Annotated in this window: 18 protein-coding genes; 8 read left to right on the top strand and 10 right to left on the bottom strand. The window is 69.2% G+C overall.

Going from position 1 to position 17,924, the window contains the following annotated elements; translation table 11 throughout:
• Window positions 1–51 precede the first annotated feature (51 nt).
• A complete protein-coding gene (locus tag VPA02S_RS04890) occupies window positions 52–429 on the top strand; it encodes a nuclear transport factor 2 family protein (protein WP_012746734.1) in 378 nt (125 codons plus the stop codon).
• Window positions 430–438: 9 nt separating this feature from the next.
• Here VPA02S_RS04890 and VPA02S_RS04885 read toward each other — a convergent pair whose 3' ends face one another.
• On the bottom strand, window positions 439–1,575 hold the full coding sequence (locus VPA02S_RS04885) for a helix-turn-helix domain-containing protein (RefSeq protein WP_244883380.1): 1,137 nt from the start codon (window positions 1,573–1,575) through the stop codon (window positions 439–441).
• Window positions 1,576–1,756: 181 nt separating this feature from the next.
• On the opposite strand from VPA02S_RS04885, the gene VPA02S_RS04880 reads away from it, so the two are divergent.
• The 7 genes from VPA02S_RS04880 (at window position 1,757) to VPA02S_RS04850 (ending at window position 9,458) form a co-directional block, all read left to right on the top strand.
• On the top strand, window positions 1,757–2,254 hold the full coding sequence (locus VPA02S_RS04880) for a (2Fe-2S)-binding protein (protein WP_012746736.1): 498 nt from the start codon (window positions 1,757–1,759) through the stop codon (window positions 2,252–2,254).
• Between the two features lie 13 nt (window positions 2,255–2,267).
• Entirely contained in the window at window positions 2,268–4,652 is a 2,385-nt protein-coding gene (locus VPA02S_RS04875; protein ID WP_012746737.1) for a xanthine dehydrogenase family protein molybdopterin-binding subunit, read from the top strand.
• Between the two features lie 31 nt (window positions 4,653–4,683).
• Window positions 4,684–5,475 carry an FAD binding domain-containing protein gene (locus VPA02S_RS04870; RefSeq protein ID WP_018903097.1) on the top strand — a complete coding sequence of 264 codons (792 nt, stop codon included), beginning with the start codon at window positions 4,684–4,686 and terminating at the stop codon, window positions 5,473–5,475.
• A 70-nt stretch (window positions 5,476–5,545) separates the two neighbouring features.
• Window positions 5,546–6,532 (top strand): AAA family ATPase, encoded by a 987-nt coding sequence (locus VPA02S_RS04865; protein ID WP_012746739.1) that lies wholly within the window; start codon window positions 5,546–5,548, stop codon window positions 6,530–6,532.
• 27 nt (window positions 6,533–6,559) lie between these two features.
• Window positions 6,560–7,774, top strand: coding sequence for a vWA domain-containing protein (locus VPA02S_RS04860; protein ID WP_012746740.1), 1,215 nt, complete (start codon window positions 6,560–6,562; stop codon window positions 7,772–7,774).
• A gap of 32 nt (window positions 7,775–7,806) precedes the next feature.
• The gene (locus VPA02S_RS04855; RefSeq protein ID WP_062362470.1) at window positions 7,807–8,421 is read left to right on the top strand and encodes an SRPBCC family protein; all 615 of its coding nucleotides are present in this window, start codon (window positions 7,807–7,809) and stop codon (window positions 8,419–8,421) included.
• A 14-nt stretch (window positions 8,422–8,435) separates the two neighbouring features.
• The gene (locus VPA02S_RS04850) at window positions 8,436–9,458 is read left to right on the top strand and encodes an XdhC family protein (RefSeq protein WP_018903096.1); all 1,023 of its coding nucleotides are present in this window, start codon (window positions 8,436–8,438) and stop codon (window positions 9,456–9,458) included.
• A 15-nt stretch (window positions 9,459–9,473) separates the two neighbouring features.
• Here VPA02S_RS04850 and mnhG read toward each other — a convergent pair whose 3' ends face one another.
• From mnhG to VPA02S_RS04805, 9 genes are all read right to left on the bottom strand, one after another.
• A complete protein-coding gene (mnhG, locus tag VPA02S_RS04845; protein WP_012746743.1) occupies window positions 9,474–9,830 on the bottom strand; it encodes a monovalent cation/H(+) antiporter subunit G in 357 nt (118 codons plus the stop codon).
• Window positions 9,827–10,105 carry a K+/H+ antiporter subunit F gene (locus tag VPA02S_RS04840; protein WP_012746744.1) on the bottom strand — a complete coding sequence of 93 codons (279 nt, stop codon included), beginning with the start codon at window positions 10,103–10,105 and terminating at the stop codon, window positions 9,827–9,829. The genes mnhG and VPA02S_RS04840 overlap by 4 nt, the downstream gene beginning before the upstream one ends.
• Window positions 10,102–10,593: a Na+/H+ antiporter subunit E gene (locus tag VPA02S_RS04835; RefSeq protein ID WP_012746745.1), complete on the bottom strand. Its 492-nt coding sequence runs from the start codon at window positions 10,591–10,593 to the stop codon at window positions 10,102–10,104. The genes VPA02S_RS04840 and VPA02S_RS04835 overlap by 4 nt, the downstream gene beginning before the upstream one ends.
• Window positions 10,590–12,248 carry a monovalent cation/H+ antiporter subunit D gene (locus VPA02S_RS04830; protein ID WP_174545070.1) on the bottom strand — a complete coding sequence of 553 codons (1,659 nt, stop codon included), beginning with the start codon at window positions 12,246–12,248 and terminating at the stop codon, window positions 10,590–10,592. The genes VPA02S_RS04835 and VPA02S_RS04830 overlap by 4 nt, the downstream gene beginning before the upstream one ends.
• 44 nt (window positions 12,249–12,292) lie before the next feature.
• Window positions 12,293–12,646 (bottom strand): Na+/H+ antiporter subunit C, encoded by a 354-nt coding sequence (locus VPA02S_RS04825; protein ID WP_012746747.1) that lies wholly within the window; start codon window positions 12,644–12,646, stop codon window positions 12,293–12,295.
• Entirely contained in the window at window positions 12,646–15,603 is a 2,958-nt protein-coding gene (locus VPA02S_RS04820) for a monovalent cation/H+ antiporter subunit A (protein WP_062362467.1), read from the bottom strand. Before VPA02S_RS04820 ends, VPA02S_RS04825 begins: the two co-directional genes overlap by 1 nt.
• A gap of 91 nt (window positions 15,604–15,694) precedes the next feature.
• Window positions 15,695–16,072 (bottom strand): fluoride efflux transporter CrcB, encoded by a 378-nt coding sequence (crcB, locus tag VPA02S_RS04815; protein ID WP_018903093.1) that lies wholly within the window; start codon window positions 16,070–16,072, stop codon window positions 15,695–15,697.
• Between the two features lie 31 nt (window positions 16,073–16,103).
• Window positions 16,104–17,405 (bottom strand): TRAP transporter large permease, encoded by a 1,302-nt coding sequence (locus VPA02S_RS04810; RefSeq protein WP_018903092.1) that lies wholly within the window; start codon window positions 17,403–17,405, stop codon window positions 16,104–16,106.
• Window positions 17,398–17,907 (bottom strand): TRAP transporter small permease, encoded by a 510-nt coding sequence (locus tag VPA02S_RS04805; RefSeq protein WP_018903091.1) that lies wholly within the window; start codon window positions 17,905–17,907, stop codon window positions 17,398–17,400. The genes VPA02S_RS04810 and VPA02S_RS04805 overlap by 8 nt, the downstream gene beginning before the upstream one ends.
• Window positions 17,908–17,924: the final 17 nt, after the last annotated feature.

Genomic DNA, 17,924 nt, shown 5'->3' with positions numbered 1-17,924 from the left:
TCCTTCACCCCGCGATGTTGCGGGTCGAACCCCCGAAAGGAAATGGTCATCATGAACACCGCCGCACACGACGCCGCCACCATTGCCCAACGCTACATCGCGGCCTGGAACGAAACCGATGCCGCGCGCCGCGCCCAGCTGATCGAAGCCGCCTGGACCGCCGATGCGCACTATGCCGACCCGCTGGCACAGGCCAGCGGCCGCGAGCAGATCGGCGCGCTGATCGGTGCCGTGCACCAGCGCTATCCGGGTTTCCGCTTCAGCCTGTTCGGCACGCCCGAGGCGCACGGCGACAACCTGCGCTTCTCGTGGACCCTGGGCCCGAGCGGGGCCGAAGACCTGATCCAGGGCACCGATTTCGCCCGGCTCGATGGCGGCAGGCTGCAATCGGTGACCGGCTTCCTCGACAAGGTGCCCGTCGGAGCCTGAAGAGAGGCTTCAGTCCGCGGAGCCGGAAGCGCGGCCGCGCCAGAGCTTGCGGTAGACCGTGGCGCGGCTGATGCCCAGCGTGCGTGCGGCTTCGGCCACGTTGCCGCGGGCGTCGGCCACGGCCTTGCGGATCAGCGCGGCTTCCACGTCGCGCAGCCGCGGCCGGGCTTCGGGCACCACAACGGCCGAGCCCTTGCCGCCGCGCTGGGGCCGGACCTGCACGCGCAGGCCGGACCACAGCGGCACCTCGAGCACGGCGTCGCCGCGGCGGGCCGCATCGAACAGCATGTCCAGCGGCATTGCGAACAGGTCGTTGCAGTGCAGCGCATGCGGGCTGCGCGCCAGCGGCTCGTGCAGCATCTGGCGCGCCGCGGCATTGGCACCCGCCACCGTGCCGTCGGCATCGATGCACAGCAGCCCGTCGGTGGCTTCGCCGCGCGGGCAGCCCGGCCACGAGAGGTGCAGCCGCAGCTCGCAGGGCTGGTTCAGCACCAGCATGTTCTCGATGCTGCGCGCCGACAGCGTGGCCAGGTGCCGCAGCTCCGGCCGTTCCACCGCCTGCACGCCGGTCAGGTCGAGCATGCCGATGCAGTCGCCCCGCGGGCCGAAGAGCGGCGCCCCGGCGCAGCTGTAGATGCTGGTGTCCTCGAAGAAGTGCTCGCCGCGGTGCAGCCACACCGACTCCTGCTCGGCCAGCGCGGTGCTGATCGCACTGGTGCCGACCGCGCGCTCCGACAGGTCGACGCCCACGCGGGCGATGTTGCGGGCGTAGCGGCTGTCGGCCTCGGTGCCGTCGGGCAGCGGGCCCACGTCGACCACGATGCCCTCGGCATCGGTCAGCACGGCGAAATAGCGCGTGTCGGCAATGGCGCGCGACAGCCGCTCGATCACCGGCCGGGCCGCCGACACCAGCGCGCGGTTGCGCTCGGCCGCCTCGTGCTCGGCCGACCTGGCCACCGGCTCGAAGCTGATCCGCTGCTGCGGCTGCCGCCCCGCCGCCAGGCAGCGCTCCCAGGAACGCAGGATCCATGGCTCGATGCGCACCGCACTGCGCGAGCGGGGGGCTTCGCCGTGGATCAGCTCCCGGCGGGCCTGCGCAATGGCGGCGGAGCGTTCGGGCAGGGGCGCAACGAGGGAGGCGGACATCGGGATCGGTTCGCTCGGGTGGGGCGGTTTTTTCAGACTTGCCGGGGCCGCAAGCTGTTTCATTTTGAGAATTTCGTACGCGCTGCGCAAGCGGCAAGGGTTTTGCCTAGGATAGTGCACCGGGCCGGCATCCAAGATGCCTTTCGCTGAACCAGCCATCACCTTCAACGGAGACAGCCAAATGCAGGTAGCTTTCACGGTCAACGGCCGACCGGCCACGGTCGACGCGCCCCCCAATACCTTCCTGGTGCACGCCATCCGCGAGCATCTCCACCTGACCGGCACCCATGTCGGCTGCGACACCGCCCAGTGCGGCGCATGCACCGTCCACATGAACGGGCGCGCGGTGAAGTCGTGCAACATCCTGGTCGGGCAGGCGGCCGGTGCGCAAATCACCACCATCGAGGGCATCGCCCAGCCCGACGGCACCATGCACCCCATGCAGGCGGCCTTCAAGGAATGCCACGGCCTGCAGTGCGGTTTCTGCACCCCGGGCATGGTCATGAGCGCCATCGACCTGTGCACCCACCATCCCAGGTCGAGCGAATCGGAGATCCGCGAACTGCTCGACGGCAACCTGTGCCGCTGCACGGGCTACCAGAACATCGTGAAGGCCGTGCAGATGGGCGGCGAGGCCATGGCCTCGGGCACGCCGGTCAAGACCACCGCCACGGTGTGAAAGGAGCAACATCATGGGTGCCTCCGACTTCTCGAACCTGCCCCACATCGGCGAAGCGCTGCGGCGCAAGGAAGACTATCGCTTCCTGACCGGCGCGGGCAACTACACCGACGACATCACGCTGGCCAACCAGAGCCATGCGGTCTTCGTGCGCTCGCCGCACGCCCACGCGGTCATCAAGTCGGTCGACACCGCCGAGGCGCTCAAGATGCCCGGCGTGGTCGGCATCTTCAGCGGCAAGGACATCGAGGGCAAGATGGGCGGCCTGCCCTGCGGCTGGCTCATCAACAACCCCGACGGCACCCCCATGAAGGAGCCGATGCACCCGATCCTCGCGATCCACAAGGTGCGCTACGTGGGGGACCACGTGGCGATGGTGGTGGCCGAAACCGTCGAGCAGGCCAAGAACGCGGCCGAGGCCGTGGTGGTCGACTACGACGTGCTGCCCGCCGTCGTGAGCGTGGCCGATGCGGCCAAGAAGGCGAGCGGCGTCACGCTGCACGACGAGGCGCCCGACAACCAGTGCTACAAGTGGGCGCTGGGCGACAAGGCCGCGGTCGATGCGGCGTTTGCCAATGCCGCGCACGTCACCAAGCTCGACCTCGTCAACAACCGGCTGATCCCGAACCCGATCGAGCCGCGCGTGGCCATCGGCAGCTACAGCCGCGGCACCGACGACTACACGCTCTATGTGTCCAACCAGAACCCGCACGTCGAGCGCCTGCTGATGACGGCCTTCGTGCTGGGCCTGCCCGAGCACAAGGTGCGCGTGATCGCGCCCGACGTGGGCGGCGGCTTCGGCTCCAAGATCTTCCTCTACGCCGAAGACGTGTGCCTGACCTGGGCCGCCAAGCAGCTCAACCGCAACATCAAGTGGACGGCCGAGCGCTCGGAGTGCTTCCTGTCCGACGCGCACGGCCGCGACCATGTGAGCCATGCCGAGATGGCGATGGACAAGGACGGCAAGTTCCTCGCGATGCGGGTGCACACCGACGCCAACCTGGGCGCCTACCTGTCGACCTTCTCCACGGCCGTGCCCACCATCCTCTACGCCACGCTGCTCGCGGGCCAGTACACCACGCCGCAGATCTACGTCGAGGTCGATGCCTGGTTCACCAACACCGCGCCGGTCGATGCCTACCGCGGTGCGGGCCGGCCCGAGGCCACCTACCTGCTCGAGCGCCTGGTGTCGCGCTGCGCCTGGGAAATGAACCTCGGCCAGGACGAGATCCGCAAGCGCAACTTCATCACCACCTTTCCCTACCAGACGCCGGTGGCGCTGCAGTACGACACGGGCGATTTCCACGCCTGCATGGACAAGGCCCGCGTGCTGGCCGACGTCGATGGCTATGCGCAGCGCAAGTCGGCCAGCGAGGCCGCGGGCAAGCTGCGCGGCATCGGCTACTCGAGCTACATCGAGGCCTGCGGCATCGCGCCGTCGAACATCGCCGGGGCGCTGGGCGCGCGGGCCGGCCTGTTCGAGTGCGGCGAGATCCGCGTGCACCCCACCGGCAGCGTGACGGTGTTCACCGGCTCGCACAGCCACGGCCAAGGGCACGAAACCACCTTTGCGCAAGTGGTGGCGGCGCGCCTGGGCATTCCGGTGGACAACGTCGACGTGGTGCATGGCGACACCGGCCGCGTGCCCTTCGGCATGGGCACCTACGGCTCGCGCTCCATCTCGGTGGGCGGTGCCGCCATCATGAAGGCGCTCGACAAGATCGAGACCAAGGCCAAGAAGATCGCCGCGCACCTGATGGAGGCGAGCGATGCCGACATCGAGTTTGCGAACGGCGAGTTCACCGTGAAGGGCACCGACAAGAAGATCCCGTTCGGCCAGGTGGCGCTCACGGCCTACGTGCCGCACAACTATCCGCTCGACAAGCTCGAGCCCGGCCTGAACGAGACCGCCTTCTACGACCCGACCAACTTCACCTTCCCGGGCGGCACCTACATCTGCGAGGTCGAGGTCGACAAGCAGACCGGTGAAGTGCGCGTGGACCGCTTCACCGCGGTGGACGACTTCGGCACCATCATCAACCCGATGATCGTCGAGGGCCAGGTGCACGGCGGGCTGGTGCAGGGCATCGGCCAGGCGCTGCTCGAGAACTGCGTGTACGACAACGAGACCGGCCAGCTGCTCACCGGCAGCTTCATGGACTACGCCATGCCCAGGGCGGGCGACTTTCCGCAGTTCAAGCTCGACACCGTGTGCACGCCGTGCACGCACAACCCGCTGGGCACCAAGGGCTGCGGCGAGGCGGGGGCCATCGGTTCGCCGCCGGCCGTGATCAACGCCGTGCTCGACGCGCTGGCGCCGCTGGGCGTCAAGGACTTCGACATGCCCGCATCGGCCAGCCGCGTCTGGGAAGCGATGCAGGCGGCCGCCTCCCACTAGAACACACCAGAACAACGAAGGAACCCACACCATGTACGCCTTCACACTCGAACGGCCGGCCACCGTGGCCGATGCGGCCAAGCTCGTTGCCGCGGGCGCCAAGCCGCTGGCGGGCGGCCAGACCCTGCTCGCCTCCATGAAGCTCAGGCTGTCGGCGCCCGAGCAGCTCGTGGACCTGGGCGGCATCAAGGAGCTCACCGGCATCAGGAAAGATGCCGGCACGATCACCATCGGCGCGATGTCCCGCCACCTGGACGTGGCCAACAACGCCGACGTGAAAGCCGCCTTTCCGGCGCTGGCCGACCTGGCCGGGCGCATCGGCGACCGGCAGGTGCGCGCGATGGGCACCATCGGCGGCTCGGTGGCCAACAACGACCCGGCAGCCTGCTACCCCAGCGCGGTGCTCGGCTCCGGTGCAACGCTCATCACCTCGAAGCGCGAGATCGCGGCGGACGATTTCTTCCTGGGCCTCTTCAGCACGGCACTCGAAGAAGACGAGCTGATCACCGCGATCCGCTTTCCCATTCCGAAGCGCGCCGTGTACGAGAAGCTGCGCCAGAAGGCATCGAACTTTCCGCTCGTCGGCGTGTTCCTTGCGCAGTTCGACAGCGGCGTGCGCGTGGCCATCACCGGCGCGGGCAACGGCGTGTTCCGCCACGCGGGGCTCGAAGACGCGCTCAACAAGAGCTTCACCGCGGCCGCCGCCGCGGCCGTGAAGATCGACGCGAGCGATCTCAACAGCGACCTGCATGCCTCGGCGGCCTACCGCGCCAACCTGATCAGCGTGCTCACGCAGCGCGCCGTCACCAGGGCGCTGGGCTGAACCAGGCAGCGCCGCCACCGCTCGCGGGCCGGAAGGCGCGACAACCCCGCGTCTTCCGCTACGCTTCGCCATGATCTTCCCGACCATCGATTCCCTTTCCGAAGGCTTGATGCAGGCCGGCTACTTTGCCGACCGCCGCCTGGCCACGGCCGTGTTCCTCGCGCTCAGGCTGCAGCGTCCGCTGCTGCTCGAGGGCGAGCCCGGCGTCGGCAAGACCGAGCTGGCCAAGGCGCTGTCGACCGCGCTGAACCGCGAGCTGCTGCGCCTGCAGTGCTACGACGGGCTGGAACAGCGCGAGGCGCTCTACGAATGGAACTACGCCGCGCAGCTCTTGCACATGCGCGCGGCCGAGGCCACCGGCGCCATCGTGGCCCCCACGCTCGGCGCTGGCGCGTCCTCGCTGCCCCCCGAGGGGGCTCTCGCGCCTTCGGGCGGCCGGGCGGCGCTCGTGCGCGACGTGGAAGCCGAGGTCTACCAGCCGCACTACCTGATCCGCCGCCCGCTGCTGCAGGCCCTGCAGACCCCCGCGCCGGGTGCCGTGCTGCTGATCGACGAAGTGGACCGCGCCGACGAGCCCTTCGAGGCCTTCCTGCTCGAATACCTGGGCGAGTACCAGGTCAGCATTCCCGAGCTCGGCACCGTGCGCGCCGTGGTGCCGCCGGTCACCATCCTCACGAGCAACCGCACGCGCGAACTCAACGACGCGGTCAAGCGGCGCTGCCTCTACCACTGGCTCGACTATCCGGAGCGCGAACGCGAACTGGCCATCGTGCGGGCCCAGGTGCCGCAGGCCGGCGAAAAACTTTCGGCCCAGGTGGCGGCCTTCGTTGCGCGGCTGCGCGATGCGCCTTTCGTCAACGCCTTCCAGCGCGCGCCCGGCATCGCCGAAAGCGTGGAGTGGGCAAGGGCGCTGATCGCGCTCGACACCGTCGAGCTCGACCCCGAAGTGGTGGTCGACACGGCCGGCATCCTGTTCAAGCAGCGCGACGACGTGGCGGCGCTCACGCACGAACTGGCATCGGAGCTGCTGAAACCCGAGGAGCCGGTCGCGCCCTGAGCGCGTCCGAAGCGCAAGGCCTCCCGCATGGCCGGCATCCAGCAACTCGGCGACGTACGCAGCGGCAAGCTGGCCGGCAACATCACGGCCTTCGGCCGCGCACTGCGCCGCGCGGGCGTCCGCACCGATGCGATGCGCATTGCGCTGGCCGCCGAAGCGGCCACGCTGGTGGGCGTGGAAAGCAGGCTCGACCTGAGCGCCGCGATGGAAGCCGTCATGGTCAGCCGCGAGCAGGACCGCATGGTGTTCCGCGAACTCTTCGATGTCTGGTTCCGTGACCCCGAACTTGCCAACAAGCTGCTCGCGCAGATGCTGCCAAGCGCCGAGGGCAAGGCCGAGCCCTCCAAGCGGCGCCCGCGCGTGCGCGAGGCCCTCACGGCGCCGCGCGATCCCGCCAGGCCCGCCGTGGCCGCCAAGCCCGACAAGGAGGTCGAGTTCGATGCCGCCATGACATCGAGCGACCGGCAGCGCCTGCAGCATGCCGACTTCAATGCGCTTGGCGCGTCCGAGTACCGGCTGGTCGAGCGGCTCGCGCGCGATGTCAGCTTGCCCATTCCCTTGCTGCCGTCGCGCCGGTTGCGTGCTGCCAACGATGCAGGTTCGCAGCATGCGCGCATGCACTGGCCCGGCGTGCTGCACGAGGCGGCGCGCACGGGTGGCGAAATACTTCGCCTGCCGAAGCTGAGCCGGCGCGAGCAGCCCTTGCCGCTGCTGGTGCTGGTCGACGTGTCGGGCTCGATGGAGCGCTATGCGCGGCTGCTGCTGGCCTTTCTGCATGCGTCGACGCGGCGGGCCGGGCGGCGCGACGTGTTCGCCTTCGGCACGCGCCTGACCGATCTCACGCCGGCCTTCCGGCTGGCCGACACCGATGCCATGCTGGCGGCCGCCGGCCTGGCCATCGACGATTTCGCGGGCGGCACGCGGCTCGGCAGTTCGCTGGCCGAGCTTCGCCGCGCGCATGCCCGCCGCCTGACCGGCCGCCGCACGCTGGTGCTGGTGATCAGCGACGGGCTCGATACCGGCGAGCCGGCACTGCTCGAAAGCGAGCTGCTCTGGCTCAAGCGCCATTCGCGCCGCCTGCTGTGGCTCAACCCGCTGCTGCGCTTCGAGGGCTACGCCCCTTTGGCGCGTGGGGCCAGTGTGCTGCACCGGCATGCGGATGCGATGCTGGCGGTCCACAATCTCAGTGCCCTCGAACAGCTCGCAAGCAGCCTCGCCGCCCTGATGCGGTCCGGGCGCTAGGGACTTCACGGAAGCAAAAAAGGAAAACCACCATGGAAATGCTCGGCAACCGCCGCCTCGGCGTCACCCAACAACAGGCCTGGGAAGCGCTCAACGATCCCGAGACGCTCAAGAAGTGCATTCCCGGCTGCGACAAGTTCGAGCTCACGGGCGACAACCAGTACAGCGTGGCGCTGGCGGTCAAGATCGGTCCGGTGTCGGCCAAGTTCAGCGGCAAGGTCGCGCTGTCCGACATCGTGGCGCCCGATGGCTACAAGCTCAGCTTCGAGGGGCAGGGCGGCGTGGCGGGCTTTGCCAAGGGTTCGTCCAGCGTGACGCTGCGGCCGCTGGCCGGCGCCGCCGAAGCCGCGCCGGCCGCGGCCGGCTGCGAGCTCGACTACACCGTGCAGGCGCAGGTCGGCGGCAAGATCGCCCAGCTGGGCCAGCGCCTCATCGATGGCGCCGCCAAGTCGACCGCCGACGACTTCTTCAAGCGCTTCGAGGCCGAGATGCAGAGCCGCTACGGCCCGCCGCCGGCCGCCGCGGCCGAGGACACGGCCGAGGCGCCCGCCGAAAAGGCCGGCATGATGTCCGGCCTCATGAAGAAGATCGGCCTCGGCAAGAAGGACGACAAGGACGCGTCCGTCGCACCGGGCGACGCCAGCTAGGAGCGGACCGGGCGATGGAAAATCTCGACGTCATGGTGCTGCGCACGCTGCGCGACTGGCGGCGCGCCGGCAAGCGCGCGCTGCTCACGACCGTGGTGCGCACCTGGGGCTCGTCGCCGCGGCCGGTCGGTTCGATCATGGCGCTGGCCGACGATGGCGCGGTGGTGGGCTCGGTCTCCGGCGGCTGCATCGAGGACGACCTGATCGCGCGCTACAGCCATGCGCACGGCAACGGCGAACAGGTGCCCGTGGGCGCGCCGCCCGTGCTCGTGAAGTACGGCATCACGGCCGACGAGGCGCACCGCTTCGGCCTGCCCTGCGGCGGCACGCTGGAGCTGCTGCTCGAATACGACCCCGACGCGGCCTTGCTCGACACGCTCGTGGCCCAGCTGGAGCAAGGCCGGCTCATGCAGCGCACCGTCACGCTTTCGACCGGTGCCGTGCGCCTGGCCGAAGCCACCGCGCCCGATGCGCTCAAGGTGGACGACACCGAGCTCACCAACACCTTCGGCCCCGAATACCGCATGCTGCTGATCGGCGCCGGCCAGCTGGCCGAATACCTCGCGACCATGGCCAAGTTCAGCGGCTTTGCCGTGACGCTGTGCGACCCGCGTGCCGAATACCGCACCGCATGGACGCTCGCCGGCGTGGAGATCACGACCGAGATGCCCGACGACGCGGTGCTGGCCTTCAAGCCCGACCGCCGCAGCTGCGTGGTGGCGCTCACGCACGACCCCAAGCTCGACGACCTTGCGCTGCTCGAAGCACTGCAGAGCGAGGCCTTCTACGTCGGCGCGATCGGCTCGCGCCGCAATGCCGAGGCGCGGCGCGGCCGCATGATCGAGCACTTCGGCCAGACGGAGGAATCGCTCGCACGACTGCGCGGACCCATCGGCATCTACATCGGCAGCAAGACGCCGCCCGAGATCGCCGTGAGCGTGATGGCCGAGATCCTGGCCGTGAAGAACGCGGTGACGCTGCCGCGCGAAATGGAAGTGGCGCGCGCCAAGGGCATGCAGCAGCTCGCGATGAGCTGATCCCTGCCGCCGGTTTCAGCCCGGCTTGGCCGCCGGCGGCACGTCGCCGCCCTTTTGCCGTTCGCGGAAGAGCGCCGCGCGCATCAGGAAGATGGTGGTGATGGGCGCCGTGAGCGCAATGAACAGGACGATCAGCACGGCGTGCAGGAAGAGGCTGAAGCCCTGCACCGAGAAATAGACGATGGTGGCAATCGTCATGCACCACACGCCCACCGTGGCGCCGAGCGTCGGCGCATGGATGCGGCGGAAAAATGTGGGCAGCCGCACGAGGCCGAAGGAGCCGATGGCCGCAAAGGCCGCGCCGAGCACCGCGAACACGGCGGTGACGATTTCCGCCCACAGCGGCAGCGGCCCCACGATGAAATCCGTCATTCGATGACCTCCCCGCGCAGGAGGAACTTGGCCATCGCCGTCGACCCGACGAAGCCGAACAGCGCCGTCAGCATCGCGGCTTCGAAGTACACGTTGCTCGCATAGACGATGCCCAGCACCAGCATCATCAGCATGCCGTTGATGTAGAGGCAGTCCAGCGCCATCACGCGGTCCTGCGCGCTCGGGCCCACCAGCAGCCGGGCCAGCGCGCAGAGCATGGCCACCGCCAGCAGCAGCAGCGCGAATTTCAAGGCCCAGAAAAGTACAGGCGTCATGATTCGAAGATCTCCATCAGGGGGTGCTCGTAGCGCTGCTTGATCATGGCGATGAAAGCGGCTTCGTCGTCGACGTCGAACACATGGATCAGCAGCGTGCTGCTGTCGAACGCGATCTCGCCCCAGGCCGTGCCGGGCGTGAGGCACATGATCATGGCCAGCACCGCGAGCCCGTTCGGGTCGCGCAGGTCCAGCGGCACGTTGATGAACCGCGAGGCGATGCGCGAGTTGCGGCGCGTCAGCAGCCGCCGCGCCACGAAGAGCGCCGATTCCAGCATGTCGGCCACGGCCCGGCCCGCGAGCCGCAGCGCCACCCAGGGCTTGCGCATGCGCACGGTGGCGGGCCGCAGGCCCTTGGTGAGCAGCGGAACCGCCATGGCCAGCAGCGCGGCCGACAGCAGCGTGGCGGCGTCGAGCGACTGGTTGAGCAGCAGCCACACCGCAAACAGCGCCAGCGAGAGCGGCGGCGAAGGAAGCCAGCGCTTCATGGTGCCGGGCCTTTCGCGGGGCCCGCGGGGTTGGGCACCTGCCGCGCGCCCATCACGGCATTGCGGTAGGCGGTGGGCGTGCGCAGTCCTTCGGCGGTGGTGATGGCGTGGCGCATGACGGGGCCGGCCCAGACCGTGAGCGCCACGCTGGCCGCGAGCAATCCGGCCACGGGCAGCACCTCGAGCGCGGGCAGGGCCGGCATGGTGGGATGCGGCTGGGTCCAGAAGTGGCGCATGCCGGTGCGGCTCAGCGCAATCAGCGCGAGCAGGCCCGAAACGACGAGCAGCGCCAGGAAGATCCATGCGGGCACCGAGGTGCCGCCGGTGGAAAACGCGCCCGACAGCATCGCGAACTTGCCCACGAAGCCCGACAGCGGCGGCAGGCCCGCGAGCAGCAGCGTGCAGCCGATGAAGCTCAGCCCCAGGAAGGCCACGCCGGCCGGAATCGCGCGGCCGTAGAGCGCCTGCGCCTCGTCGTCGAGGTTCACGTCGTCGAGCACGCGCAGGTCTTCGGCGAGGAAAGGCGCATTGCCGGCCTTCTCATGCGGCGCCACGCTCATGCCGGCATTGCGCCAGCGCTCGATCATGTCGGTCAGCAGGAAGAAGGCGCTCACGGCCAGCGTCGAGCTCAGCAGGTAGTAGAGCGCGCCGGCCCACACGGCCGGCTCCCCCAGCCCGATGGCCGCGAGCAGCGTGCCCGCCGACACCAGCACGCTGAAGCCCGCGAGGTTGGAGAGCCGCTGCGTGCCCACGATGCCGATGGCACCCGCGAACAGCGTCGCGAGCCCGATCGCGAGGAGCGCGGATTGCCCGAACGCCGCCGAGCTGCCGGCATCCGGCGCGAAGAGCAGCGTCCACAGCCGCAGCAATGTGTAGACGCCGAGCTTGGTCAGGAGCGCGAACACGGCACCCACCGGCGACACCGCCGCGCTGTAGGCCGGCACCAGCCAGAAGTTGAGCGGCCAGGCGCCGGCCTTGGCGAAGAACGCCGTTGCCAGGATGGCGGCTGCCGCATGCACGAGGCCGCGGTCGGCCGGCGCGAGCTGCGCGATGCGCATGCCGAGGTCGGCCATGTTGAGCGTGCCGGTCGCGCCGTAGAGCAGCGCCGCGCCGATCAGGAAGAGCGACGATGCGGCCAGGTTGATGGCGATGTAGTGCAGCCCCGCCTGCACCCGCAGCCGGCCCGAGCCATGCAGCAGCAGGCCGTAGGAGGCCGCGAGCATCACCTCGAAGAAGACGAACAGGTTGAACAGGTCGCCCGTGAGGAAGGCGCCGTTCAGGCCCATGAGCTGCAATTGCAGCAGCGGATGGAAATGCACGCCGGCGCGGTCCCAGCGCGAGGTGGAATAGATCGAGGCCGCAAAGGCGACCACGCCCGTGAGCGCCACCATCATGGTCGACAGCCGGTCGGCCACCAGCACGATGCCGAAGGGCGCGCGCCAGTTGCCCGGCAGGTAGACGCCGACCGAGCCGGGGCCGTCGCCGGTCTCGGGCGCGTTCACCCAGCGCAGCAGCGCCAGCGCCGCCAGCAGGCCCACCAGGCCCGAGACCACGCTCAACGCCGACTTGGTGCGGCGCCGGCTTTCGCCCAGCAGCAGCATCAGTGCGGCCGTGAGCAGCGGCACCAGGATCGGCACCGCGACGAGGTGCGGCATGCTGAACTCGAGCAGCCGGTCGAGCAGCTGGACCAGTTGCCCCGTCACTCCGCTGCCTCCTGCCGCTCTTCGCCGTCCACGTGGTCGGTGCCGGTGAGGCCGCGCGAGGCCAGCAGCACCACGAGGAACAGCGCCGTCATCGCAAAGCCGATGACGATCGCCGTCAGCACCAGCGCCTGCGGCATCGGGTCGGCGGTGTTGGCCAGCGTGGCGGTGATGCCGTGGATCAGCACCGGTTCGCTGTCGAGCTTGAGCCGCCCCATGCTGAAGATGAACAGGTTGACCGCGTACGAGATGAGCGTGAGGCCCATGATCACCTGGAAGGTGCGGGGCCGCAGCAGCAGGTACACCCCCGAGCCGCTGAGTACGCCGATGGCCAGTGCGAGCACGATCTCCATCAGCGCGCTCCTTCCGGCATGGCGAGGGCGGCTGCTGCGGCTTCGGCCTCGGCTTCCTTCTCGCGCTGCTCGTCGGCCCAGCGGTGGCTGCGCACCGACTGGTGGGCCAGCGCGGTGAGGATCAGCATGGTGGCGCCCAGCACCAGCGCGAACACGCCGATGTCGAAGAACAGGGCGCTCGGCACGTGCAGCTCGCCCAGCACGGGAAGATGCAGGTGCGCGGTGTGGGTGGTCAGGAACGGATAGCCGAACAGCACCGCGCCGCTGCCCGTGGCCAACGCGAGCAGCAGGCCGGCGGCGATCCAGCGGCGCGGATAGATGCGCAGGTGCTCTTCCACCCACTCGGTGCCCGAGACGATGAACTGCAGCACCAGTGCCACCGACATCACCAGCCCCGCGACGAAGCCGCCGCCGGGTGCGTTGTGCCCGCGCATGAAGAAATAGACCGACACCAGCACCGCGAGCGGCAGCAGCAGCCGCACCAGCACGGCCGGCACCATCAGGTAGCCCACGGCCGTGTCCTTGGCCAGGCGCGGGTTCAGCAGGTCGCTGCTGCCATCGTCGGCCTGGGCGCGCTGCTGCACCGGCAGGGCCATCGATTCGCGCGCCGGCCGGAAGCGGCGCAGCAGTGCATAGACCGTGAGCGCCACCACGCCCAGCACGGTGATCTCGCCGAAGGTGTCGAAGCCGCGGAAGTCGACCAGCATCACGTTGACCACGTTGGTGCCGCCGCCCTCGGCCAGCGCATGCTCGAGAAAGAAGGGCGAGATGCTTTGCGGAAACGGGCGCGTCATCATGAGCCACGCCAGCGCCGCCATGCCGCTGCCGACGCCGGCCGCCACCAGCAGGTCGCGCCCGCGCCGGCCCCAGGGGCGCAGCCTGGCGCGCGCTGGCTGGACCGCGTCCTTGCTGCGCATCGGCAGCCAGCGCAGGCCCAGCAGGATCAGCACCGTGGTCACGGCCTCCACCACGAGCTGCGTCAGCGCCAGGTCGGGTGCCGAGAACCAGATGTAGGTCACGCAGCACACCAGCCCCGCGCCCGAGGCCAGCATCAGCGCGGCCAGGCGGTGGAACTTGGCCTGCCATGCCGCCGCCAGCGCGCAGACGCCGCCGATCAGCCAGGTCATCGCGAACATCGGCGAGAAGGGCAGCAGCTCGCGGCCGCCGCGGGCGACGGGTGCGGTCCAGAGCGAAGCCGCGGCGCCCGCCGCCGCCACCGCGATCAAGAGCAGCAATTGCGACTGCATGCGCCGCGTGCCCAGCAGGCGGCGGCTGCGCCGGCCGGCCTCGCTGAGCTGCGCGAGCAGGTGCTCGAAGATGGCCTGGCCGTCGAAGCGGTGCAGGAGCGGCGTGTGTTCGAGCTTGCCCTCCGCGCGGCGGCGGCGCTGCGACAGGTAGAGCGCCATGCCGCCCGCCAGCGCCACGAAGCTCATCGCCAGCGGCAGGTTGAAGCCGTGCCATACGGCCAGGCTGTATTCGGGCAGCACGCCGCCGACCACCGGCGTGGCGGCCGTGGCCAGCAAGGTGCCGACCGACCAGGCCGGCGCCACGCCCACCACCAGGCAGACCAGCACCAGCAGCTCGACCGGCACGCGCATCCAATGCGGCGGTTCGTGCGGCTGCCTCGGCACCTCGGGACCGCAGGGCGGGCCGAAGAACACGTCGAACACGAAGCGCGCCGAATAGGCCACGCTGAAGACGCCCGCCACGGTGGCAATGACCGGAAGGCTCAGGCTGATCCACGGCGTCGCCTGGATGAACACCGTCTCGGCAAAGAACATTTCCTTCGAGAGAAAGCCGTTGAGCAGCGGCACGCCGGCCATCGATGCGCTCGCGATGATCGCCAGCGTGCCGGTGATCGGCATCAGCCGCAGCAGGCCGCTGAGCTTGCGGATGTCGCGCGTGCCGCTCTCGTGGTCGATGATGCCGGCCGCCATGAAGAGCGATGCCTTGAAGGTCGCGTGGTTGATGATGTGGAACACCGCCGCCACTGCCGCCAGCGGGCTGTTCAGCCCCAGCAGCAGCGTGATGAGCCCGAGGTGCGAGATGGTCGAGTACGCGAGCAATGCCTTCAGGTCGCGCTGGAACATCGCGACGAAGCCGCCGAGCAGCAGCGTGATCGCACCCGCGCCGCCCACCAGCCAGAACCACTCTTCGGTGCCCGACAGCACCGGCCACAGCCGCGCCATCAGGAACACGCCAAGCTTCACCATGGTGGCCGAATGCAGGTAGGCCGAGACCGGCGTGGGCGCCGCCATGGCGCGCGGCAGCCAGAAGTGGAACGGGAACTGCGCGCTCTTGGTGAAGGCGCCCAGCAATATCAGCACCAGGGCCGCCGGATAGAGCGCATGCGCGCGGATCTCATTGCCCGAGGCGAGCACCACGTCGAGCTCGTAGCTGCCCGCGATGCGGCCCAGCACGATCACGCCCGCGAGCAAACAAAGCCCGCCGGCACCGGTGACCGTGAGCGCCATGCGCGCGCCGCGCCGCGCGTCGCGCCGGTGGTGCCAGTAGCCGATCAGCAGGAAGGAGAACAGGCTGGTGAGCTCCCAGAACAGCACCATCTGGATCAGGTTGCCCGAGAGCACCACGCCCGTCATCGCGCCCATGAACGCGAGAAAGAAAGAGAAGAAGCGCGGCACCGGATCGGACGCCGACATGTAGTAGCGCGCATAGAGCACCACCAGCGCGCCGATGCCCAGCACCAGCATGCAGAACAGCCAGGCAAAGCCGTCCATGCGGAACACGAGGTTGAGCCCGAGCTCGGGCAGCCACGCGATCTCCTGGCGCAGCACGTTGCCGCGCGCGATCTGCGGAAAGAACCATGCGGTCTGCAGCGCGCAGCCCAGTGCCACGAGCCCCGCCAGCGTCGACTCCCGGTTGCGCGCGTTCGACGGCATCAACGCGGCCAGCACGCTGGCAATGAAGGGGAGTGCGACGAGAAAGACCAGGGGCATTGCGGTCGATTCTATCGATCGACCCCTCGGAGGATTCCCCCGGAAACCCGCGAAGATCGACGGCCTTGCAGCCTGCCGATGAGGCGGCCGGTCAGCCCGCCAGGGCCTGCACGCTGCGTATGCCCAGCCAGGTCAGGAACAGCGATCCGCCGAGGTGGGCCGCTGCCGTGAGCAGCGCCACGCCCGGCCGGCCTTCGAGAAGCATGGTCACGACCTCGGCCGAGAAGCTCGAGAAGGTCGTCAGGCCGCCGAGAAAGCCCGTGACCAGCGCGAGCCGCCAGGCCGGATCGAGGTCGGGCAGCAGATGGAACGAGGCAATGGCCACGCCGACGAGGTAGCCGCCGACCAGGTTGGCGGCCAGCGTGCCCCAGGGCATGAACCCGCCCGCGCCGAACCACAGCGCAAGGCCCCAGCGCGCCAGCGCGCCCACGGAGGCCCCCATGCAGATGGCAAGAATCGGAAGCAGCATGGGCCTATTGTCGGGGCACGCCTGGCGCTGTTCAGGGCGCCATCTGCTGCGGCAGCCAGGTGACCAGCTGCGGCACGAAGTAGATGATCAGCACGGCCGCCACCATCAGGAAGAACATCGGCAGCGTGACGCGTGCGATGTAGAGCAGGTCTTTTCCGGTCATGCCCTGCAGCACGAACAGGTTGAAGCCCACGGGCGGCGTGATCTGCGCCATCTCGACCACCAGCACGATGAAGATGCCGAACCACACCGGATCGATGCCGGCGGCGGTGACCGTCGGCATGATGACGCCCATGGTGAGCACCACCATCGAGATGCCATCGAGGAAGCAGCCCAGCACCACGTAGAACGCCGCGAGCATCGCGATCAGCTGGAACTTCGAGAGCCCGAGCGAGCCGATCCATTCGGCCAGGTGGCGCGGCAGGCCGATGTAGCCCATGGCGAGCGTGAGGAAGGCCGCGCCCGCGAGGATCAGCGCCATCATGCAGTAGAGCCGCGTGGCGCCGAGCAGCGCTTCCTTGAAGCTGTGCCGGTTCAGCGAGCCCTGCGCGCCCGAAATGACCATGGCGCCGACCACGCCCACGGCCGCCGCTTCGGTGGCCGTGGCAATGCCCGCGTAGATGGACCCGAGCACCGACAGGATCAGGAGCGCGACCGGGATCAGCGACATCGAGGCCTTGAGCTTCTGACCGAAGGGCAGTTTCGCATCGGCCGGCGGAATAAGGTCGGGGTTGCGCAGCGCCCAGAACACGATGTAGCCCGAGAACAGCAGCGCGAGCAGGATGCCCGGGATCACGCCCGCAATGAACAGCCGGGCGATCGACACGTCGGCGCTCACGCCGTAGACGATCATGATGATCGAGGGCGGGATCAGGAGGCCCAGCGTGCCGGCGCCGGCCAGCGTGCCGATCACCATGTCGTCCGGATAGCCGCGGCGCTTGAGCTCGGGCAGGCTCATCTTGCCGATGGTGGCGCAAGTGGCCGCGCTCGAGCCCGACACCGCCGCGAACACCGCGCAGCCCACCACGTTGGTGTGCAGCAGCCGGCCCGGCAGGCTTTGCATCCAGGGCGCGAGGCCCTTGAACATGTCCTGCGACAGCCGCGTGCGGAACAGGATCTCGCCCATCCATATGAACAGCGGCAAGGCGGTGAGCGTCCAGCTCGAGGCCGAGCCCCAGATGGTCACGGCCATGGCGTCGCCCGCGGGCCGCGACGAGAAGATCTGCATGGCGATCCACGCCACGCCCGAGAGCGTGAGGCCGATCCACACGCCGCTGCCCAGGATCAGGAAGAGTGCGCCAATCAGCAGGGCCGCAACGGCAATGTCACTCATGGCGCAGGGCCTCCGTCCCGGCCGGCTTGGCCGGCCTTCCGCGCCACTCGATCACGAACTCGTCGAAGGCTGCGATGGCGAACACCAGCGCACCCACGGCCATCGAGAGCTGCGGCAGCCACAGGGGCGTGGCGTCGTTGCCGGTGGAAATGTCGTGGAAGTCGTACGACTGGAACACCAGCCGTGCGCTGTACCAGGCGAACAGCACCGCGAGCAGGGCGCCCGCACCCATCGCCCAGCGCTCCAGCCAGCGCTGCGCGGCCGGCGGCAGGTTCTGCAGCACCAGCGTCACGCGGATGTGCTCGCCGCGCTTGAGCGTGTGGGCGAGCGCAAGGAAGCCGGCGCCGGCCATCAGGTAGCCGGCATAGGCATCGATGCCCGGAACGTTGAAATGAAGCTGCCGCCCGACGATGGACAGCAGCACCATCACCAGCAGGCCGATCATGAAAAGCGCCGCCAGGGCGGCGGCGCTGTTGTAGAGGAAATCGAGCGTCTTTCGCATCGGTGGCTGTTCGGGGT

The organism is Variovorax paradoxus NBRC 15149 (assembly GCF_001591365.1).
Lineage (GTDB): Bacteria > Pseudomonadota > Gammaproteobacteria > Burkholderiales > Burkholderiaceae_C > Variovorax > Variovorax paradoxus.
The sequence above is the reverse complement of the archived record's forward strand: the minus strand, read 5'-3'. Positions and strand labels throughout refer to the sequence as shown.